Below are 20,900 nucleotides of genomic sequence, written 5' to 3'. Positions count from 1 at the left end.
TCTTCAATGCCCTTTTCGCGATAAGGCCAAGACAATGCGCATCGATGTGATCATGATCGGCTGTTTCCTGATGCTAGTGCTCGCATCGGTCAACGAAGTCGAAGCGGAATCGAATCGTCCCAATATTGTCGTGGTCCTAGCGGACGACATGGGATGGGGCGATTCCGCCACCTATGGTCATGAGCTGATCCAAACGCCCAATCTTGACCGCTTGGCATCGCAGGGTGTGAAGTTCACGCAATGCTATTCGGCCTGCGGGGTTTGTTCCCCGTCGCGTTCGGCAATTCTGACCGGGCGAACTCCGTATCGAAATGGCGTCTATCGTCATTTGTCCGGAAATCATGAAGCCCATCTACGTTCCAGCGAAGTGACGTACCCGAAACTGCTGAAAGCCGTGGGCTACGAGACTTGCCATGTGGGAAAGTGGCATCTGAATTCAAGACCACAATTCAACACAGCAGAGTACCCGCAGCCTGGCGACCACGGGTACGACTATTGGATGGCTACCCACAACAATGCGGACCCCAGCCACAAAAATCCGAACAACTTTGTCCGCAACGGAGATCCCGTGGGCGAGATGCAGGGGTTTTCCTCGTTGTTGGTTGTCCAGGAAGCAGCCCATTGGTTGAAGGAGATCCGTGAGAAGGCAAAACCATTTGCGCTGTCGGTTTGGTTTCATGAACCGCATTCACCGATCGCGACCGCGCCGCAGTTTTCGGATTTGTACCAAGGTCACGAAAACAGTACTTACATGGGGAACATCACTCAGCTCGATGCTGCACTCGGGAAGTTGATGATCGCACTGGAAGAAGAAGGTGTAGCGAAAGACACCTTGGTGATCTTTTCGTCTGACAACGGACCGGTTGCCGCGTTTGGTGGGACAACCGGTGGCTTGCGAGGCGGCAAACGAAGCGATCACGAAGGAGGAATTCGTGTTCCGGGAATCGCGCGTTGGCCTGGTGTGATCCAACCCGGCACCGTAAGCGATGTTCCTGTCATTGGGACCGATATCTTTGCGACTGTGCTAGAGGCGGCCGGAATTCCGCTGCCAAGCGATCGCACCATCGATGGGGTAAGTATGCTGCCCGCATTCGCGGGGCAACCGGTACAGCGAAAGGTTCCGTTGTTTTGGAGGACCCACGTATCACCTCCCGCTGATCGGGTCGCGATGCGAATCGGTGACTGGAAGCTGGTGGGTGATGAAACGCTCGCAAAATTTCAGCTGTATCAGATCAATGAAGACTGGAAAGAAGAACACGACCTGTCGGATCGGTATCCCGGCAAAACTGAAGAGATGAAAGAGGCTCTGTTTCGTGTGTGGAAGCAGATCGAAACGGAAGGTCCTGATCAGTGGTGGAAGAATGAACGACAAGCGCCAGTTCGAGGCGGGAAAGTGAACTATTGAAAATGACGATCGACAAAAATTCGGATCATACGAGACGCATTTGTTTGGCAGCGTGTCTGTTGGTTTTTGTTTCGGGATATTCCGGTGTTTCGCGTGCCGATTCGTCGCGGCCCAATATCATCTTGTTGTTGGCCGACGACTTGGGATACGGCGATCTTTCTTGTTTCGGAAGCCCCGCCGTACGGACGCCGAACCTTGATCGTTTGGCGGAACAGGGACGGAAGTTCACCCACTTTTACGCGGCATCCGCGGTTTGTTCACCGACGCGTGCTTCCGTCTTGACCGGTCGGTATCCTCTGCGATTTGGAATTACGAAACACTTCAACGATGTCAATCGATGGTTGCCCGAATCGGCGACCACGATTGCCGAACTGTTGTCAGACGCGGGCTATCACACAGCGCATGTGGGAAAGTGGCACCTTGGGGGATTGCATGTGGATGACACAGGAAAACGGTTGGAAAACCAACCAGGGCCGCGTCAGCATGGTTTTGATCACTACCAAACCCAAATCGAGCAGCAACCGCTGCGCGGCCAAATGGGGCGAGACAAAACATTGTTTCGACAGGGTGGGACGGTGCTGATGCGCGATGGTCAGCGTATCTCCAAAAATGATCCCTATTATTCAAAGCACTTTACCGATGCCAATGGTGACTATGCGGTTCAGATGATCGAACAGTTCGCCAAGGACGCAAATCCATTCTTTCTGAATGTCTGGTGGTTGGTACCACACAAGCCCTACGAGCCCGCTCCTGATCCGCATTGGGACGCCACCGCCGCCGAGAGCATTTCCGAGGATCAGCACCGATTTCGATCCATGGTCGCCCACATGGACAGTAAGGTCGGTGCGATCATGAAAAAACTTGATCAATTGGGAATTGCGGACAACACGATGGTGTTGTTCACAAGTGACAACGGGGCAGCCTTTGAAGGCTACATTGGCGATTTGAAGGGTGGTAAAACGGATCTGCATGATGGCGGGCTTCGTGTGCCTATGATCGTGCGGTGGCCAGCGAAGATTCCGGCCGGTCAATCTGATGCTTTTGGTCACACCAATGATTTGTTGCCTACGTTCTGTGAGGCGGCAGGAGTCGACCTGTCACATCATCAGACATCGCTGGACGGTCTTAGTCTGTTGTCACATATGAAGGGCCAAGATCCGCCGACCGCGGAGCAACGGGGCACAATGTTCTGGCAATTGGATCTTTATCGAAATATCCAACGCCATTACCCCAAGCCCAAGCCCTATGCGACCGAGGTGGTGAGGCGGGGGAAGTGGAAAATGCTTGCGTATCACGGAACGCCTGTTGAACTGTTTGACGTTGTGGCGGACCCGAACGAGCAGCAGAATTTGCTGGCGGAGCACTCTGACCTGGCCGCCTCGCTGACGTCAGAGCTTGAACAATGGCTAAGCGCGCCTCGGATTTCTCAAAAGCGGCAAGGGAAATGATCGTGATGATGATTCGACAAAGCACTTGTGCACGTTCCGGCTTTCGTTCGATTGGCGTAGCAGTTGTTTGTTTCGCATTCTGTTTGATGGCAACGACGTTTGCTTCGCTTTCAGCGGAGGATTGGGCGGATCCTGGGCAGCAATCGGCATCAGTGCTTCTGCCGCCTGATGGAGCAGTGGTGCTGTTCGACGGATCGGGTTTTGATGCGTGGAAGCCATTTTCTTTCCAGTGGATCAACCCGGACGACGATCAGCGGCAGATCCAGTGGAGAATCGTTGATGGTAATGCGATGCAAATCGAATTCGAGTTCGATGGGATACGTCGAAAGCAGTTTTTGTGTACAAAGCAGTCTTTCGGTGATTATCGACTGCACCTGGAGTTTCAGTTGCCCAGTGAAGGGTCAGGAAATAGCGGTGTCTTCTTCGGGCCGCTTTACGAATTGCAGATTCTGAACAGCGCGGGAAAGGAGAAGTTGGGTCTGGCGGATTGCGGAGCGATCTATCAGATCCGCGAACCTGACGTGAATGCCGCTCGGCCGCCCGGTGTTTGGCAGACCATTGACCTGGTTTACCAAGCTGCGAAGATCGGCGGGAACGGTTTCATGGCTGAAAAAGATGCGGCGAGGGTATCGATCTGGCTCAATAGCACCCTGATCCACGATGACGTCAAGCTTTCCCTGCGGCGGAACAAATACGCGGCCTTTCCAGAGACGCCCTTGTCTCCCATTGTTCTGCAAGAGCATGGTTCACCCGTCAAGTTTCGAAATATTTGGTTGCTGGAATCGACAAGCACGCCAGATCAAGACCCGTGAATGTCGCAGACGTAGTGGCAAAGATTTGGTGCCTGGTGTTTGGGCATCGACGCCATCGGATGAAATCGAGATCAACTAATTTTCAGTGAATATGTCATATCACAGCGTATCGGAGTCCGCAGGGATGTCCTCGCGAATCAGGATGAGATTCGCAATTGTTTTTAGATTGGTCGCGATTGTTGCTTGCTCGGTTTCATGGGCGGGTGGGGCGGAACGACCGCCAAACTTTGTGGTGATTTTCGCCGACGACCTAGGGTTCGGTGACCTGAGTTGTTACGACTCTCAGGGAATCGAAACACCGAACATCGATGCAATAGCACAACAGGGATTCCGAAGTACTGATTTTTTCGTCCCGGCCAACGTTTGCAGCCCGTCTCGTGCGGCACTGTTAACGGGACGCTACCCAATGCGATGCGGGATGCCGGTGGCTAGGCATGAATCGGTATCGAAGTACGATCGATATGGACTTGCGAACGACGAAATAACCATCCCCGAGCTACTGAAGTCGGCCGGCTATCGGACGTTGATGGTGGGCAAGTGGCATCTCGGGATGGAGGTTGATGGGGCCCATCCGTTGGATGCTGGTTTCGACGAACATCTGGGGATCCCCAGTAACTATGGTAAGCAGCGCGGGCCCAACTACAACACACTGTATCGTGGACGGCAGATTGAACAACGTAATGTTCCATGCCAAGAATTGACGAAGCGTTACACCGACGAAGTGGTTCGATTCATCCAGCGGCGTAAAAAGCAGCCGTTTTTCATCTATGTTTCGCACCACATTGTTCACTCACCCTTGCTTCCAAGTGCAGGATTCGTTGGGAAATCTGGCAAAGGAAAGTACGGCGATTTTGTTCAAGAACTTGACCACAGTACCGGTCGGATCATGGCGGCCATTCGTGATGCCGGAGTCGAAGAGAACACATTGGTGGTATTCACCTCTGACAATGGCCCTACCATCGCAGGGTCCACTGGTGGGCTGAACGGCGGAAAGTACTGCACGTTGGAAGGTGGGCATCGTGTCCCGGGAATCTTCCGGTGGCCGGGAATGATTCCGGCCGGCCAGGTGTCGAATGCGACCTTGACCAGCATGGACCTGTTACCGCTATTTTGTGGACTCGCCGGTGTGATGCCACCAGAGGATCGAAAGATCGATGGAGAAGACATCCTGCCGATTCTTTTGGGTCAGTCCACTGAGTCACCCCACAAGGTTCTGTACTACTACAACGGCACCAACTTACAGGCCGTCCGCGAAGGTGACTGGAAACTTCATTTGCCGCGTACGGCAAGGGACCAACCGTACTGGTCTAAGAAGAAGATGAAAGGCCGCGGTTTTGTGACATTGAACGCTCATCGATTATTCAATCTCCGTCTGGACGTCGGTGAAACGCAGGACGTGTCGAGTCGTTATCCAGACGTGGTGGCACGGTTGAAACAGAAGGCAGATGATATACGTGCCGAATTAGGCGATGTGGATGTGATGGGAACTGACCAGCGCAAGATTGATTTGGTGGATCCCCAAGAACGATAACGCAAATGAAGTCCAGAGCCATCGATATTTCGATGCTCAGGCATCATTATTCGAACGTTGACAGCGATATGCCGCCAGATTGCAGTGGTACCTCGTCGTCGACGATGACCAGAAAGCTGTCGCCCGTATGCGACAGACCAGGAGCCTAATATGAAATTTGTATTGTCGACCTTTGTGTACGTTTTGGCATCGCTAACCGCTGTCGCGGGTTCCGCCGAACTTCCAATCGTTACGGTGACCCACCGAAGCGTCGAAGGGATTGGCGCGACACCAGGTGTGATGCGACGTGACCCCAGTGATATCATCCGAGTCGATGATACGTATTACGTGTGGTATTCCAGGGGGAAGATATCACCTGGATACGACGCAACCGTCTGGTATGCGACATCTTCGGATGGTGTGCACTGGGACGAACAGGGACAAGCCCTGGCAAAAGGAGAACCTGGCGGCTGGGATGGGGCCAGCGTCTTCACCCCCAATATCTTAGTGGCTGAAGGACGGTACTGGCTTTTCTATACGGGAACGTCCCGCAAATTTCAGAAAGGGTTCAATCCGGATTCAAAAATCGGCGTTGCCGTGTCCGAATCGCCAAATGGACCATGGTCGCGTGTGGGTGACGGTCCTGTCGTGACCAATAGTGAGCATGGAAATGATTTTGACAGCCATCTTGTAGACGACGCGTGTTTGGTCGCTCGTGACGGAAAGTACTGGCTTTATTATAAAGGCAGGCAGCTGGGGAAAGGTCCCGGGCAAACGCAAATGGGAGTTGCAGTCGCGGAGGATCCACAGGGGCCCTACATGAAACATGCGGCGAACCCCGTCATTCCTGGAAATCATGAAGTGTTGGTCTGGCCGCAAGGTGGTGGTGTGGCGGCGATGATCGGGACCACGGGCCCCAAAGAGATCACAAATTCCATCATGTACGCTGCCGACGGAATTCGATTTACCAAGACTTATCATGTGAATAGCGGACCCTGGGCGGGTGGGGTTTACCGTGCTGATGATTTCAAGATGGATTACTCAGGTGGTTCGCCCAAGTGGGGAATCGAAATTGGAAGGCCCGTGAAGGGCGGGGGCACCCGCTTACCGTTCCTTCAGCGTTTTGAAATTCCCGAGGTTAGTCAGCAATCGATGCGGTGAACAGGCTCGTGTATCGCTTGATGGGCCAACGTGTCGGACGGCCGCCGCGCGGTCTACTGGGTAATCATCATTCCTGGGGTTTTCGTCGCTTGGTCAATGCGGCTTTCTTGCTCCAGGGTAGATTGCGATCAAACACCGTGGCGTATCGCGAATAGCCGTTGTAGGGTACCGATTCTTTGGCCCACTGACGGACATATGCATCGTATCGGCGACGCATCAGGCGAAGCGTTTCTATCTGCTGGTTGTCTCGAGCAAGATTCACCAATTCCAACGGATCGTTTGCTGTATCGTAGAACTCTTCTGACGCTTCGAATCCGTCGCCGGCGTAGGACCACAAGATGTATTTGTGATCTTTGGTGACTACGGAGAGTGAATGGGTTGCCGGATTCCCCCAAACGTTGATTAGTGGCAATGATTCATGGATGGATTGGGAAGGATCTTCATAAAGAGTCATCAGGTCGCCACCGTCGGTTCCCTGCGGAACGGGAACGCCCGCAAGCGTCAGCAACGTCGGCATGAAGTCGCAATTTCCGGTCAACGCTTCGCAACGCCGGTTTTGGCCAAACTGTGAGGACCGCGGATCGAAGACGATCAATGGGACGCGTGATGATTCTTCGTAGGGAAGGACTTTGGATCCATAGCCGTGCGACCCACATAGAAATCCATTGTCTGACGTGTAGATGATGACCGTGTTGTGGTCGACATTGCACTGCTTCAAGGCTTTTCGAATCATCCCGACGGCTTGATCGATTCCATAGACCTGCTGATGGTACTTGGCCATCACGCCGTCGTAGTCATCGGCATAGTTCCAGCTAAAGAAACGCTCGTATTGGCGGTCTGTTTTGCTTTGTTTGGAAAAATGTGTCCCGTACTCGCGGCCGAAGTTGTCGGGTTTCTTGAAGCGTTTGTTTCGGTAAACCTGATCAAATTCTGGATCCGGTTCGGCAGGTTTGTGTGGTGCTTTGAAGCTGATGGAAAGACAAAATGGCTGGCCGGAGATTGCGGAACTCTGAATGAAATCTCGACCAAACGCGCCATAGGACATTGTTGAATGGGGATACTTGTCCGCATAAGCGGCCATGGACGCATTCGCTTTGGTTTTGTAACTCGTCTGACCCGGGCCACCGCCCCAGCGATCGAACTCACTCGACAGCTTCAATCGTTTTTCGCCTTGTTGGTCAACAACGTCGAAGCCGAACTTTCCCGCAAACGCCGTGCGATAGCCCGATCGGCGAAGCAGAACCGGGTAGGACGTCTTCCAAGTGTCAAGCCGCATGTCACCGTGCGTGAAATTGCATCCGGTCTTGAACTCGAATCGCCCCGTCATCACGGTTGCCCGACTGGCCATGCAGATGGCTGTGGTGACGTAGTGATTGTCAAACACGATGCCATCGCGTGCCAGTTGATCGAGATTCGGTGTTTGGACATCGTTGTTGCCGTAGCATCCCAGGGAATAGGTGCACTGATCGTCGGCCATCAAAAAGATCAGGTTGGGACGTTGATCGGTCGAGAACGCAACCACCGAACCGATCCCCCACTGGATAAGGCAAGCGATGGCGGTCAGTACAACACCAGCAGAGCAGGGAGTGCGCATTTTTCGTCGGTGGGTTTCGGACGGTGGTGAGATTGGAAATTCGAAGGCGTCGGCACGTCGTGTTTTAGGGCTGAACAAGAAGCAAGTCCGGACGTGGAGAATTCGATTCTTGCTGCATGATCTTCTTCATGTGCTGGACTTTGTCGGGGTATCGGGACGCCAGGTCGAAACGTTCCTCGTTGTCTTCCGCAATGTTGTACAGTTGGAAAACGCCTTGATCGCGTTGGGCTTCGACCAGCTTGAAGCCATCGTTTGCGATCAATGCGCTGCTTCCCATCGTGGCAAATCGATTGAAGACAAAAATGTGATCGTGTCGCTCGGTTTGTTCTTTCCCGAGCAAGGTGGGCAAGTACGAGATCCCATCTTTTCCCGCGGGCCTATTCTGCCCCACCAAATCTGCCAAAGTGGGAAGGAAATCGTAGTGTGATGACAGCAGAGAGGTCTCGGTACCCGCGGCAATTTTTCCAGGCCAGCGTGCAATCATGGGGCATTGCATTCCGCCCTGGTAACCGCTTCGTTTCAAACCCGCGCGTCCGCCGGCGCCGTTGAACACATCACCGTGCTGGGCCGTCCGCCATTTCCTGTCGGTCAGATTTGCTGGCTTTCCATCAGGCAAACGCTGGGCGCGATAGTCATCTTTGGGGCCGTAGTAGAGTTCATGACCGTTGTCCGATGTGAAGAAGACGATAGTGTTTTCGTCCAAGCCCTGTATCTTCAACTCATGCATGATGCGTCCGACGTGATCGTCAAGCATCTTCACCATCGACGCGTACTTCTTTTCAGCCAAGGATAGATTCGGGGCGTCAGAAAAATCGGGATGAAGTTCCGGGATTGAAACCGGACCATGCGGCAATTGCGTGGGATGATAGAGGAAGAAGCGTCGATCACGGTTTTGGCGAATGAACTTCACGATGCCTTCGATGAAAACATTTTGTGAATAAGTTTGGCCACCGTATCCGACGGGTTCATCACCTTTCTCGGAAGTCTTTCCGCAGTCCGCGCGCGTATTTCCCGGAAGTTCGAATCGCTGGCCGTTTCGCCACAGGTAGGGTGGATAAAAGCCGTGGCATCGTTGGTGGTCGAAGTAGCCTTCGTAAAAATCCCATCCGAATCGTTTGACACGCTGATGCCACGTCAGGAAGCCACGATCGAGTTTGCCGAACTGTGCGGTTTCGAATCCGGCACGCTGGGCAATTTGTGCCAAGAAGACTTCGTTCTCGGCGATGGGATTTGCGTTGGCCTTCAGCGCCGCGAATCGCCTTTCGTATTCTTGCTGTGTGATGCGTCCGGAATCACGCTGGATGGGCAGGCCGGGGCGGGTTTGTGCCCACCCGCCGATGCGACCGTCGTGCATTCCGGTCAACAATGTCCAGCGTGATGGAGCACAGTAGACGCCACCGTAATAGTTGGTGAATCGGATACCCTCCGCGGCCAAGCGGTCGATATTGGGCGTGCGGATGACTTGTTGGCCGTAACACCCCAGTAGTCCCGGGCCAAGGTCGTCCGCGAAGATTAGGATGACATTGGGGCGATCGTTGTTTGGGGCCGCCTGGATTTGCGTGGACACGGCAACCAGTAACAAAACGGCGATACTGCGGCAGATTTCGGATCGGTTCACATCAAATGCCTTGTTCATCATTCGTGCTGGTCGCTGGCATCTTCGGGAATGAATGGACGCGACCAGATTTCGGGGGGGCGAATCGCGATGATGCGAAATGATTGGGCCACGAGATCGGAGACGCTGGCGAATGCTCGGATGGCATCTGGTCGATCGGTCCGCAGGTGTTTAGCGTCACCCTGGTAAAGATTTTGATTGTACTTGAATTGCTCGGCGTCTAGTTCGGAACTTCTTGTGATGACCCACACGGAACATTTTTCTCGTAGAACCCTTGGCACGATCACGATTTGGATGCTGGGTGGCTTGATCGTTGGCGGCTTGGCGATTGGCCAAGACATTCGGCCGGATCAGATTCAGTTTCGTCGGCAAGCGGTGCGGCGAATGATTTTTGATTCTGAACAGGCGATTCCACTTTCTGGTTTGTCACCTTCCAAAACAATTGACCTGGATTTGATGTATCCGGACAACGTTCCCGCGAGTGAGCGTGCGGTTTGCAGGCTGGATGCCGGGAACCTGATCGTCACGACCGGGCAGTCAGAACGATCGATGACACGGCGATGGATTGGCAGTGTCAACCCTTTTGCGACCTATGAAGTGGAGGTTGCTTCGATCAGCGGAAACGCGGCAGTTGGAATCCGGTTTGACGATTCAGAGTCGACCGATTTTCTGGGAGCCGAATTACTGTTTCAAAACGATCGGCCGAATCAGGTGCGATGGACGACGCACATCGATGGCAACGACGTTCAGTCCCCTGTCTGGGAATTGGAGAATCACTTTGTCAAGGGAACATCCTGTGTTCTGAGGGTTCAGATGGCGGCGGTTGGCGCAAACGTGTTCATTGAAACATCTGGTCGCAGCCAGTTGATCGGGTACGTCGATTTTTCGCAGCATCTGGAACTGAGGGAAAAGACTGTAGCGTTTCAGTATGAATTCATGGCCACCGCCGAATTGAAAGAATCGTCCGAAGTGAAGATTCGACGAGTGACCGCGGCAATCACTCCGGGGACCGGTCAGGCGGACATTCGTGCCATCACCGACGAACAGGGACAACCTTTGTTGGATGACGGGCGATTGTGGTTCACTGTCACCATTCGCGGACGTGCGCTTCCGCATCCAGCTCAAGGCGTGTTTTCGCTGAACCCATCCGTATTCGATCTTCGTTTCGAAGGCTTGATCGTGTTCGATATGGGGGATGGGCTGTTGCGCAACGAATTGGCGTCGCACTTGTTCCGCGATTCAACGACGGGACAATGGCGTGGTTGGACGACCGGTTTCAGTGCGTTCGGAAACAAAGGGCGCAATGAATCCAAATCGATCCTTGCGGTCTATTCAGATCGAGACCCACGCAAAGGGTACTCGATCATGAAGGCGCGACCGGTTGGCATCGACGGTGCGCACGAAGATCCGCACGGCGTGTACGATCGCCGCGATGGGAAATGGCGTTTGCTGCTGTGCGAAAATGCGGGCGGATACAAGGCGGCCATGTGGGAAAGCGATCACTGGGATCATGGCTTTCAGCGGATCGCCGGCCCGGTAGAAGTCGACAGCACGGGCACGCAGATCCAGCAATTTGGCGACCAACGATTCGCCCTTTTTGGCAGCGCTGATCGGACGGTCTATATTCGAAGCTATCCTGATCTAAAGCCGGTTGGGGAGTTAAAGATTCATCGTCCACCGTGGAATGATGATCATGGGACTCGAATTTGGCCCAACGTGATTCCACTTCCGTCCGGGTATCCGGCCCCATATATCGCGTTGATGATGGATCGGGCCAATTTTCCTGGGATGCCAAAGCGAAATTGGACTTACGGTGCCTTGTACCTGTATCACGGCGATCTGAAGTGATGGAGGGCGAACCGACTGAGAAGAAGTTGGGATTGCAAGAACATGCGTCGGTTTCCCATCAAGGCGTTCTGGAGGGAATGTTGACTCCGAAAGACCAGGACGATCGATTGGCCGACGCGATCCTTCAACGTTGGGCTCAACGTCGTCCGCCGGCACATGGTCGAATCGCCGTGCCTTTTTCCCTGGCTCGGATCATGTCACCTTTGGGGCCGATGGTGGTGGCCGCTGACCAACAGCGGTTGATTCTGATGGAGTTTGCCGATCGAGAAACACTGGATACACAGTTGCGGGACACCCAGGCGTTGTTCTGTGCTGACTTTCATATCGAAACCAATTCGTTGATTCGGCAAGTGGAAGAACAGTTGCGGGAGTACTTCCGCGGCCACCGAAGCAAGTTCACCGTCCCATGCGAACTTCGGGGCACAGAATTTCAGCGTTCGGTCTGGGAGCAACTGCTTGCGATCCCACCTGGGACGACCCTCAGTTACCAAGAACTGGCCAATCGAGTCGGAAAGCCTGGTGCCCAGCGAGCCGTGGGACGCGCCAACGGTCAGAATCGATTGGCGATTTTGGTTCCCTGCCATCGCGTCGTTCGCGCTGATGGGAAACTGAGTGGGTACGCCGGTGGAGTGTGGCGTAAGAGATGGTTGCTGGAACGTGAGCGACAAACCTGAAAGAACCCTGCGATGCTGCGGAGCTGAACGAACGATGCCTTGGTGCGCGTCGGTAGGCTTGCAACCGTGCGACACCAAGGCGTTCGGGAAAGCGTTGTCGCCGTGCGGTGATTAGTTCGCGTCGCTTAGCGTTTGCAACTGGACCGATGTGATTGTCGCCCCGGGTTGGGCGACGATGTCGATCTGGTTTTCTTGCTGAACCAACGATGGACGAATGGTCGCGTCCAGTGGTGCGAAGAATTCGGAAAACTCATCGGCGTCGCCGGTATCAATTGAAACCGGCGTGCCATTGATTTGAACGGCCAAAGGTTCCGTGATGCCGCCACTTCGATGCATACCGACAATCAGTTTGGCGTGTTTGACCCGTGCCGCGTCGGAAACGTTGATTCGGAAGGTCTTGGATTGGCCGTCGCTTTTGATCGCCGTCGCATGGGCATAATTTCGATCCATTGCCAGTGTTCCCGTGGGGGCAAGCGGCTGGGGCAACAAAAGCCGAATCACCGTGGTTTCGTTGACATCGACGGGGATCTTCGACGCGTCCACGGTATGTTCCGGTTCAAAGACGACTTGGCCACGATGGTAATTCAGCCGAGTCTGTGTCGCGGCACTCGCACCGACGCGTTGGGCAACCTTCGATAAATCGATCGCGATTTGTCGTCCACCCATGTTGGTCACCGCCAGGGAGACACGTTCACCGTCGTGCACGGCAACGACGTCCAACCAATCGCGTTGGAAGTCGACCGGCAACCGGTTCCCGTCAAAGTCGCTCCACAGATCAAAGTAGCGTGACACCGTTGTGCGATCAAAATCGTCGATCGTTCGATGGCGGTCGCGATCCGTTTTGGGGGTGAATGCGGCATCGCCGCTGTTGGGGTTCCACGACATGTGCAAGAAAATGAATGGAACAAACAAGTCGATCTGATCGGGACGCTGCATCGACTTATTCAGATAGGCGTTCCAGGCGTAAAGCCGAAGCCAATTGTCCGATGGCTGGCGACCGTTTTGAAGCGAACCACATTCGGTGATCAGGATCGGCAACACATTGTCGACCTTGTGCATGTGCGCACGAAGCATATCCAGAATGGCTTCGTATCGGCCCAGCAGGTAGTTCGAATATCCCAGCCCACGACGCTCGTGAGCACCCAGCATCAACGCGTTTTCGTAAAAGTGATGCGAGAAGAAATCAATGTGGCCACGCGTTTCTTCGATGAACCGGGCTTGGTTGCGATACAGATCAAAGTCTTTGACTTGCAGTTGCATGTAGGCCGATGATGGACCGCCGACTTGGGTTTCGGGCGAACGCTGATGGACGGCGTCCGCGACACGATTGTGAAAATCGGCAAGCAATCCCCAGCCGTCGATGCCCTTGCTTTCCTGCCAGTGGTGGGCCCATTCGGATTGGACACTGCTTTCGTTTTTGACTTCCCACCAATGGGCGCTGTAACCGGCGTCCTTGATCTGTTCGGCGACCAGAGCGGCCGCCAATTCCGCGGCATCGTCAAAGTGTTCCACTTGAGGTGTGCCACGGCCGACCAAGGGCACGGACATGAAATCAGGCCAGTCGTTGAAACAACACGCAAACGGCTTTTCTTGGTACAGCGGGATCGCCTTTCGCAAACGTTCGCCGGCGTCGTAGCGATCAAAAAAGCTCATGTCAGCGGCGCCGGGCTGTGTCTTGCTTTCCTGCAGAACCTCGGACCCGCCCCAACTGCGGGTCAGTCCCGGATTGAACTTGAACGCACCACGACCGGTCAGGAATCCGCGCTGGGCGGCCCAATTTTCAAACGTGGCATCGACGGTTCCAGGTGTTTCGTGCATTCGAAACCATCGATCACGTTGCAGACGGCTGGTTCCACCAACCGACAATTCGTGATCGGTGTCCAATTGGATTTCCACCCGTTCACGAGGGAATTCTGATCCCAGGTCGCGATAGGGGATCGTGTCAAATTGTGGTGGAATCGCTTTCTGAGCAATGAAGACCAAGTCGTCAACGCGACAGGTGTCATTCGCTTGCTTCATCAGAAAACGCATCTTCATTCGTGATGGTGGCGCGTCCATCAGCGGAATCGATGGCATCTGAACGCGATAAAAGTCTTCGACTTGTTTGCTACGCGGCGGAGCTTTGTCGGGCGAAAACGGAAACACTCGAACTTCGGCGATACGATGCAAGTTCTCGCCATGAAACGCAAAGTGACGGAACAGTCCGGCGATCCGTTCAGCACCCTCGGGCAACAGGATTTCGTCACCGTCGCCGATCTGGTGCGTTTCGGTCAGAATCGTCAGCTCTTTCAATCCACGATCACGCCCATTGCCGGTGAACGTTGTTTGGCGGTCTTTGGCAAAGTCGTCAAACAGAAATTGATGCGTCGCTTGTTGTGCCAAGCCTTCTTGGCTTAGTTGCTGGCCATGCACTGGACAGATGGTGGCCAAGAAGGCCGCCGACACAATCATCAAGGTCGGGCGTTGTTGGGCGAAGGATGCAAACATTCGAACGTGGTGGGGATCGGGGGAACGGTGATCCGCAGGTCCGCGTCTGTCGACACGCGACATGCATTGATTGGGGACAGTACAGTTGTTGAGGCCGGGCGGGATGATCCGTGATGCGACGAGCCGCAGGAAGAAGGAACGCTACAGTTCCAGTTTTCCGTCGTGGGCTCCGGTCGCGAATGAGCTGCGATGGATTTTGGTACCGTCAGCCTTTGGCCCCCATTCGACTTCGATGCGTCCGTCGCCAAGGACGATGCGTAATAGCTTGTCTTTTAATTTCTCAGCGACCTCGCGATAGTCGTCGTCGAAGGCCAAGTTGTGGATTTCATGAGGATCGCTGGGCATGTGATACAAACCCGGGTCCAGGTCCTCGTAATCAGCCTTCATGGCCCATTGCATGTCGACGCCGCGACGTTTGTCGGGGCGGGTCTGCAGCGACAGCACGTATTCTTTGGTACGAATGAACGCGCGAGGTCCGGTGACCGCGTGGCTTTCACCCACGACATAATCTCGAACCGGTGCGTCGCCGGAAGTGACTTTGGCCAGATCGTAACCGTCCAGATAATCAAAGCGTTCGGTGGAAAGATCAGCACCGGCTGCGGCGAGAATGGTCGGTGCGATATCGACAAACTCGGTGAAGTCCGTGACCACTTTGCTAGCCGGGAATGCCTGTTTGTCCGACGCGGCCACGATGATCGGGTTGTGGGCGTCGATATCCCAAGGCGTGAATTTGCTGACCGATCCGTGGTCATTGAGTTTCCATCCGTGATCGCCGCAGACGTAAACGATCACCCAGGGCTGTTGATGGTCATTGCTGTACCGAATGAAATCGTCGGTTGCCTGGCCGACCAACGCATCGCCGTAGGCACAGAACGCAAAGTAGTCTTGGATCATCGCCTGTTTCTGAGCATCGGTGAAGTGATCCGAATAGCCGGCTTTGACTTGCTTCTGCATCTGCTTCGGCATCGACTCCAATTCGCTTTCGCTGAACTGAGGAACCTTGTAGGTGTGCTGTTGGAAACACTCGCGATAGTCCGCCGGGGGCAATACGGGAGTGTGGGGAAAGTCAAATCCGATGTGACAAAACAGAGGCTTGGTGGGATCCACGCCGTCAAACGTTTGTGATCCAACGGGGAATGGTTGATTTTCGCTTTTCAGGTATTCGCCAAACAATGACGCGTACCAACCATCGCGTGTTTTACCCGCCGGTTGTGAACTGACACCCGCCAGAATGGATCCGTTGTCGGGGGCCGGTGGTTTGGACGGCGTGAAGTGACGCAGCAAGTCGTACTTCTTCATCGTCATCTCGGCCGAACCGGCATACTTGGGAAAACGTTTCTCCAGTTCCAAAGATGCATATTCGAACTCGCCATCCGGGGTCACAAAGAAACGCAATTGTTTGATGGGCGGGTCCAGCTTGATGCCGTCGATTTCGTAGAACCAGTCTTTCCCCCAACCGGTCAATCCGTCGCGGTGCAGTTGCTTGAAATTCAGGTCCGTTTGATAGATCGGATAAGGTTTTGCCCAATTGTTCTGGACCGTCTTCAACCGGACGCCTAGTTTCCCGATGTGTGTCGTTTGGTATCCCAACGATGCCATTTGTTCGGGAAGGGTTGGTTTGCAGTGCGGGGCGTTGTTGTTGTGGTATTCAAATTCATAGACGCCCGAACGGAACGGGTAACGTCCGAAATGCATCGAAGCACGTGACGGTGCGCAGCCTTGGGCTTGGCAGTACGTATTGACGAACGTCGTGCCCATCGCCGCCAAGCGATCGACGTTGGGCGATTCAACGTAACCCAGTTCGCTCATTTCGCGACCGTGCAGCATTCGATTGAAAGCACGGATGGAATCGTACCGCTGGTCGTCGGTCAGAATCCAAAGCACGTTCGGTTGGACGACGGACTGGGCCTGCGATGTCGCTTGTTGGGCCGGGGCCGAGGCGGGCAGCAATGCCAGTGCGGCCAAAAATGCGAAGAAGAGCAGGGGAGAACGTTTCATGGTGAAAGGCTTGGGGGATGACGCTTGGAGGGGGGCTCGGCCGAAGCTTTGACCGATGATTCATGCTTGGCGTCGCATCCACGACGCAGATCCAGATTGTAAACAATTGACGATCCGTTGTGCTGCTTCTTTTTGCCCCAAGTCAGACGATGGGCGGTTGCTGGACGTCGAAGACCGGGGGTGCGACCATTGACGCATTGATCGCCGATGACCACGCCGCGACGGGCGGTGCTGTGCCGAATGCCGTCGAAATGGAATGATCTTGCCCGCTAATCGTAGTGGAACCGCATGGTCCAAGACTCGGCAGAAAACGGTTCGACAGTGTGACTGGAACACAATGACGCACATGAATTTTTTGCATCACCACGGCTTCGGGCGAGCGATATCCAAACAGCTTCCCGGACTTGTGTTTGGGCTTGTTCTTTTCGCGACGATCGGTGGATGCATGGCGTCCGCAACCGCGTCGGATCGCTATTCATTCGCCACTTGGAAGAACGGCTGGCGAAAGAACCCAGATGACTCGAGCCCCGATGTGTTTCAGATTCAAACGGATCGGTTTGAATTTGCGTTGGATGTTGAGCAGATGTCGCAGCCTAGGCTGGGGTCATCGACGCCCATGCCGGGCTATCAGGCGGCGTTGAAAACCGAGTGGACGGATTGGGCCGCGATACCCGTCGCGTCGCTGAGGTTGCAGATCGTGGTCGATGGTCAGACCTATACCGCCAAGTGTTGTGCCGCCGGGGCGCGAGACGACCTTAAACGTTTGGCCGATGTTCGGTTGTGGGAATCCGGACGATTCGTCCAGCACTTCGATTTTCTAGGGCTAGAGTTTTTGGATGCTTCAGGGCAACCTTTGAATGTCAACAGTCGCTTGGACATCGTGGCATGGCCCGACCGATTGGTGTTCACTCTGATTGCCAAGGGCTTGCCGGCCGAAAACCCAGTGAGCATGTCTTTGCACCTGAGAAGTGCGCTGGGGGAATGGTCTGCAGCGGATTCATTCGATGTCAAAGCAGAAGAGGATGATGAGCAGCGGGTTCGGATGGTTTGCCATTTCGACAAAGGGCATGCGTCCGCGTTTGAGATCGATATTGCCGTGACGGCTCATGACGGGCAGCAGCAACTGGCCGGCTTCGAGGATGATTTCGCCTGCCATGCGGTCAATTTTGGGCGTTTGCATCGAACGTTTCAGACCGGTTATCAGCCCAACCGGGGCTTTGACGAATTCGAGATCTCAGTGACCCGGAGGTCAAAGACGAACTCAAATGCAGCCGTGAATGATGCCATTCCGTTCATGCTGCATTTGTCTTCGCCGGCCAACATCACGGGCATCGCACCTGTGTTGTGCGATTCGAAGGGGCGACCGACGGGGATTCCGGTTCAGCTGAGTAAGAACTGGCACTACGAACCGACGGGAAGCTATGCCACCGTGTTTGCCATGCTTCCGCGACAGACGGCTACTTATCGTTTGCGATTGGCCTATGGATTTTATGGGTCGCTGCCCAGTGCCAGCCACGCACAACTGAGTCTTGTCGGGTATGGCGGTCATGGACGTTGGGATCAGTTTGCAATCGGGTGCTGGGGCGAAACCATCTGTTTTGACAGCGATCGCAGTCTGGTCGATTGTGCGATCACGGATATCCGCATGTTGATGGCTCGTGATGGTATCAATGGGCGGAAATGGTCTTGGACCGAAGCGGGGTGGGGTGGTGACTGGTTGGACATCAAGAACGCGATCGGTCAGAAGCTTCAGCCTCGTCGCGTCAAAACAGCTTATCTGTCGCACGGACCATGCATGCCTCGCATGCTGCAGACTGGATGCTACGGGAAAAATCAGCAGGTCTCATTCACCGCCGATGTTCAAGTGGCACGGGCCGACGACTACGCGCGTACATTTCAAACGCTGCGTTATCAGTTTCACCAAGATGTATCCGCCGACGACGTTTCGTTTTTTTCACTCGGCCGCACGCATCACTATGCGACTCCGTTTGTCGATGTGGGACAACGCACCGGATTGATTCGCCGCGTCCCTGTGCAAAACGGATTGACGAAGGGGGATCGTATTATCAATTCATTTCAGTGGAGCGGGGCGGCTCCGCATTGGGTTGCGTTGACCGATGCGTATTCCATCGCGGCGAAGCCGAAACCCAACGGCTACCGAGCGTTGATAGTGCACCGCTATCGCGCGAATTTGGGCGGTCAGGTCTATCAGCGACCGACTTTGGATGCACGGGTACACCAGTCGGATCCTGCAAACGTGGATTTGCGATTGGTGCCGCCGGCATCGGTTTCCGCTTTTCGCAGCGGCGATCAAGTCGAATTGATGGTCGAACTGATCACCCTGCCAAGGAACGCTGAAGACTACTACGGACCCAACGAAGCGTTTCGCGAACACCTTCGTCGACATCCATCTTCATGGAAAACCACACTTCGCGAAGCGACGAACCATGGGGTCGCCACGGATGTGTCCGGTGGCCAACTGTTGCAAGCGTATCCCGTTGTGATCCGAGCTAGCGATTCGATCGTTCGATGGCGGCATCAGGACGGTGTCGGTCCCATTGCGGTGCGGATCGAAGGTCTTTCAACAATCAAGGATTTTTCATTGCACCAGATTGTCGACGGGGCAAAAGTTCCGTTTGAGCTATCGTCACAGGGGGTGGACCAGTGGCAAGTTGACCGTGATCCAGCGACGGGCACGTTTGCATTGACGTTCAACTTGCCCAGCGATCAACCGTCGCGGCAATGGGTGTTTGAAACCACCGCTGGGGACCATTGATCATCAACGTGGGCGATGGAACGGGTCGGAGTTCCCGCGTGCCGCTGGAATGCAGACGACGCCACGGCAAACATTGACGCGAATCACCGCGATCATTCGCTGGGGACCCAAGGTTGGTTGCCGTTCTTTTCCCGAAGGAAGTGCGCGTTCACGTCCTGATACCAATCGTGTAGCCGATGCCGCATCTGTTCTGCCTTGTCCGGCATGCTATCGGCCAGGTCATTCTTTTCGCCCACGTCTCTGGACAGATCGTATAAGTGAATCCGGCCGTCTTCGTAACGTTCGACCAGCTTGTAATTGCCCATGCGGATCGCGCCGCCGGGAAAGCCACCTTGATTGCTGTAGTGGGGGTAGTGCCAAAAGAGTGCTTCGCGATCCAGTGAGTTTCCACGAAGGGCGGGAGCCAAGTTGATCCCATCGATCGGTTGGGGTAGCGTCGCGTCCACCGCAGCGGCAATGGTCGGAAGCAGGTCAATCGAACAGATCGGTTCGTCGCTGACGCTGCCGGGTTGGGTCACACCGGGGTACCGAATGATCCATGGTTCACGAATGCCACCTTCATACACCCAGCCTTTGCCGCCACGCAGCGGCAGATTGCTGGTGGGCGAACCTTCCGATGTGGACAACCCGCCATTGTCGGATGTCAGAACGACGACGGTGTGATCGGCGATTCCGGCGGCGTCGATTTGGTCCAAGACCTTGCCAACCGCCTGATCCATGGCTTCGACCATTGCGGCATAAACGGCATGCTTCTGAAGAATGCGAACCTTGCGGGGACGATCGCCGAAGACCTGTTCTTCATCGGCAAATTCTTCGCCTTCGATCTCCGCTGCTTTCGCTTGGTATTTCTTCACCAAATCCGGGCGTCCCATCAATGGCGTGTGGACGGAATAGAAAGCCAGGTATGCCAAGAAGGGTTGGTCCGCATTTTGTTCGATAAAGGAAGCGGTTTCACGAGCCAGGCGATCCGGTAAATGGTCACCCGGCGGGCTGTCAGGTTTCAATTCTGGATTTTGAAAAGGCGAAAAGTACTTCTTGCCCGTGTAGGGGCCGCCACGGTGATAGCCGCCCATGTTTACATCGAAACCTTGGGCTGGCGGGTAGAAATCCGAATCAGGACCGAGATGCCATTTGCCGGCAAAGAAGGTTTGGTATCCCTTGGGCTTCAACACTTCCGCGATCGTCACTTCGTCCAAAGGCATCTTGTCGTTCAACGGTGCCGGGCGAAACGTGCCTTCGCGTTTTCCCGAAAAGAAATTGGTCGCCTGAGTTCTCGTCGGATAACGGCCCGTCATCAAACTGAACCGCGTCGGCGAACAAACCGGGTTCGCTGCATAGCCGTTGGTGAATCGCATTGCGGAATCAGAAAAGCGATCGATGTTTGGCGTTTCGTAAAAACAATTCGGGTTGTTCGCACCAATGTCCATGAAGCCGAGGTCATCGACCAATAAGACGACAAAGTTCAATGGCGGTGTGTCCGTTTCTGCGGCCGCGGTGGATCGCACGGTGGCGACACCCAGCAAGAGGACACAGACAATCAGCCAGCGGGATTTTGATTCAGGTCGCATCGCG

Annotated in this window: 13 protein-coding genes; 8 read left to right on the top strand and 5 right to left on the bottom strand. The window is 54.6% G+C overall.

The features are described from left to right. Positions 1–70: 70 nt before the first annotated feature. The 5 genes from HFP54_RS07375 to HFP54_RS07355 all read left to right on the top strand — a co-directional run bounded on the left by HFP54_RS07375 (position 71) and on the right by HFP54_RS07355 (position 6,336). The gene (locus HFP54_RS07375) at positions 71–1,405 is read left to right on the top strand and encodes a sulfatase family protein (protein ID WP_390656875.1); all 1,335 of its coding nucleotides are present in this window, start codon (positions 71–73) and stop codon (positions 1,403–1,405) included. Positions 1,406–1,407: 2 nt separating this feature from the next. Continuing rightward, positions 1,408–2,853, top strand: coding sequence for a sulfatase family protein (locus tag HFP54_RS07370; protein ID WP_168564585.1), 1,446 nt, complete (start codon positions 1,408–1,410; stop codon positions 2,851–2,853). An 86-nt stretch (positions 2,854–2,939) separates the two neighbouring features. Beyond that, positions 2,940–3,665 carry a 3-keto-disaccharide hydrolase gene (locus tag HFP54_RS07365; RefSeq protein WP_168564584.1) on the top strand — a complete coding sequence of 242 codons (726 nt, stop codon included), beginning with the start codon at positions 2,940–2,942 and terminating at the stop codon, positions 3,663–3,665. Positions 3,666–3,807: 142 nt separating this feature from the next. Then, positions 3,808–5,196 (top strand): sulfatase family protein, encoded by a 1,389-nt coding sequence (locus HFP54_RS07360; protein WP_168564583.1) that lies wholly within the window; start codon positions 3,808–3,810, stop codon positions 5,194–5,196. A 150-nt stretch (positions 5,197–5,346) separates the two neighbouring features. Next, a complete protein-coding gene (locus tag HFP54_RS07355) occupies positions 5,347–6,336 on the top strand; it encodes a family 43 glycosylhydrolase (protein ID WP_168564582.1) in 990 nt (329 codons plus the stop codon). 67 nt (positions 6,337–6,403) lie between these two features. Here the strand turns inward: HFP54_RS07355 and HFP54_RS07350 are convergent, their stop codons facing one another. Both HFP54_RS07350 and HFP54_RS07345 read right to left on the bottom strand, forming a co-directional pair. Further along, positions 6,404–7,930 (bottom strand): sulfatase family protein, encoded by a 1,527-nt coding sequence (locus HFP54_RS07350; RefSeq protein WP_168564581.1) that lies wholly within the window; start codon positions 7,928–7,930, stop codon positions 6,404–6,406. A 64-nt stretch (positions 7,931–7,994) separates the two neighbouring features. Then, positions 7,995–9,569 (bottom strand): arylsulfatase, encoded by a 1,575-nt coding sequence (locus tag HFP54_RS07345; RefSeq protein ID WP_206036035.1) that lies wholly within the window; start codon positions 9,567–9,569, stop codon positions 7,995–7,997. Between the two features lie 216 nt (positions 9,570–9,785). Here HFP54_RS07345 and HFP54_RS07340 point away from each other — a divergent pair, with 216 nt between their 5' ends. Further along, entirely contained in the window at positions 9,786–11,393 is a 1,608-nt protein-coding gene (locus HFP54_RS07340) for a hypothetical protein (RefSeq protein WP_168564580.1), read from the top strand. Further along, entirely contained in the window at positions 11,393–12,067 is a 675-nt protein-coding gene (locus tag HFP54_RS07335) for a methylated-DNA--[protein]-cysteine S-methyltransferase (RefSeq protein WP_146410329.1), read from the top strand. The genes HFP54_RS07340 and HFP54_RS07335 overlap by 1 nt, the downstream gene beginning before the upstream one ends. A 111-nt stretch (positions 12,068–12,178) precedes the next feature. Here HFP54_RS07335 and HFP54_RS07330 read toward each other — a convergent pair whose 3' ends face one another. Continuing rightward, positions 12,179–14,554 carry a beta-agarase gene (locus HFP54_RS07330; protein WP_168564578.1) on the bottom strand — a complete coding sequence of 792 codons (2,376 nt, stop codon included), beginning with the start codon at positions 14,552–14,554 and terminating at the stop codon, positions 12,179–12,181. A gap of 141 nt (positions 14,555–14,695) precedes the next feature. Then, positions 14,696–16,552, bottom strand: coding sequence for a sulfatase-like hydrolase/transferase (locus HFP54_RS07325; RefSeq protein WP_168564577.1), 1,857 nt, complete (start codon positions 16,550–16,552; stop codon positions 14,696–14,698). 445 nt (positions 16,553–16,997) lie between these two features. Here HFP54_RS07325 and HFP54_RS07320 point away from each other — a divergent pair, with 445 nt between their 5' ends. Beyond that, positions 16,998–19,328, top strand: coding sequence for a hypothetical protein (locus HFP54_RS07320; RefSeq protein WP_168564576.1), 2,331 nt, complete (start codon positions 16,998–17,000; stop codon positions 19,326–19,328). Positions 19,329–19,420: 92 nt separating this feature from the next. Here HFP54_RS07320 and HFP54_RS07315 read toward each other — a convergent pair whose 3' ends face one another. After that, positions 19,421–20,896 carry a sulfatase gene (locus HFP54_RS07315; protein ID WP_168564575.1) on the bottom strand — a complete coding sequence of 492 codons (1,476 nt, stop codon included), beginning with the start codon at positions 20,894–20,896 and terminating at the stop codon, positions 19,421–19,423. Positions 20,897–20,900 lie beyond the last annotated feature (4 nt).

Origin of the sequence: Crateriforma spongiae (assembly GCF_012290005.1) — a bacterium.
Lineage (GTDB): Bacteria > Planctomycetota > Planctomycetia > Pirellulales > Pirellulaceae > Crateriforma > Crateriforma spongiae.
This window is presented reverse-complemented; position numbering and strand designations above follow the sequence as displayed.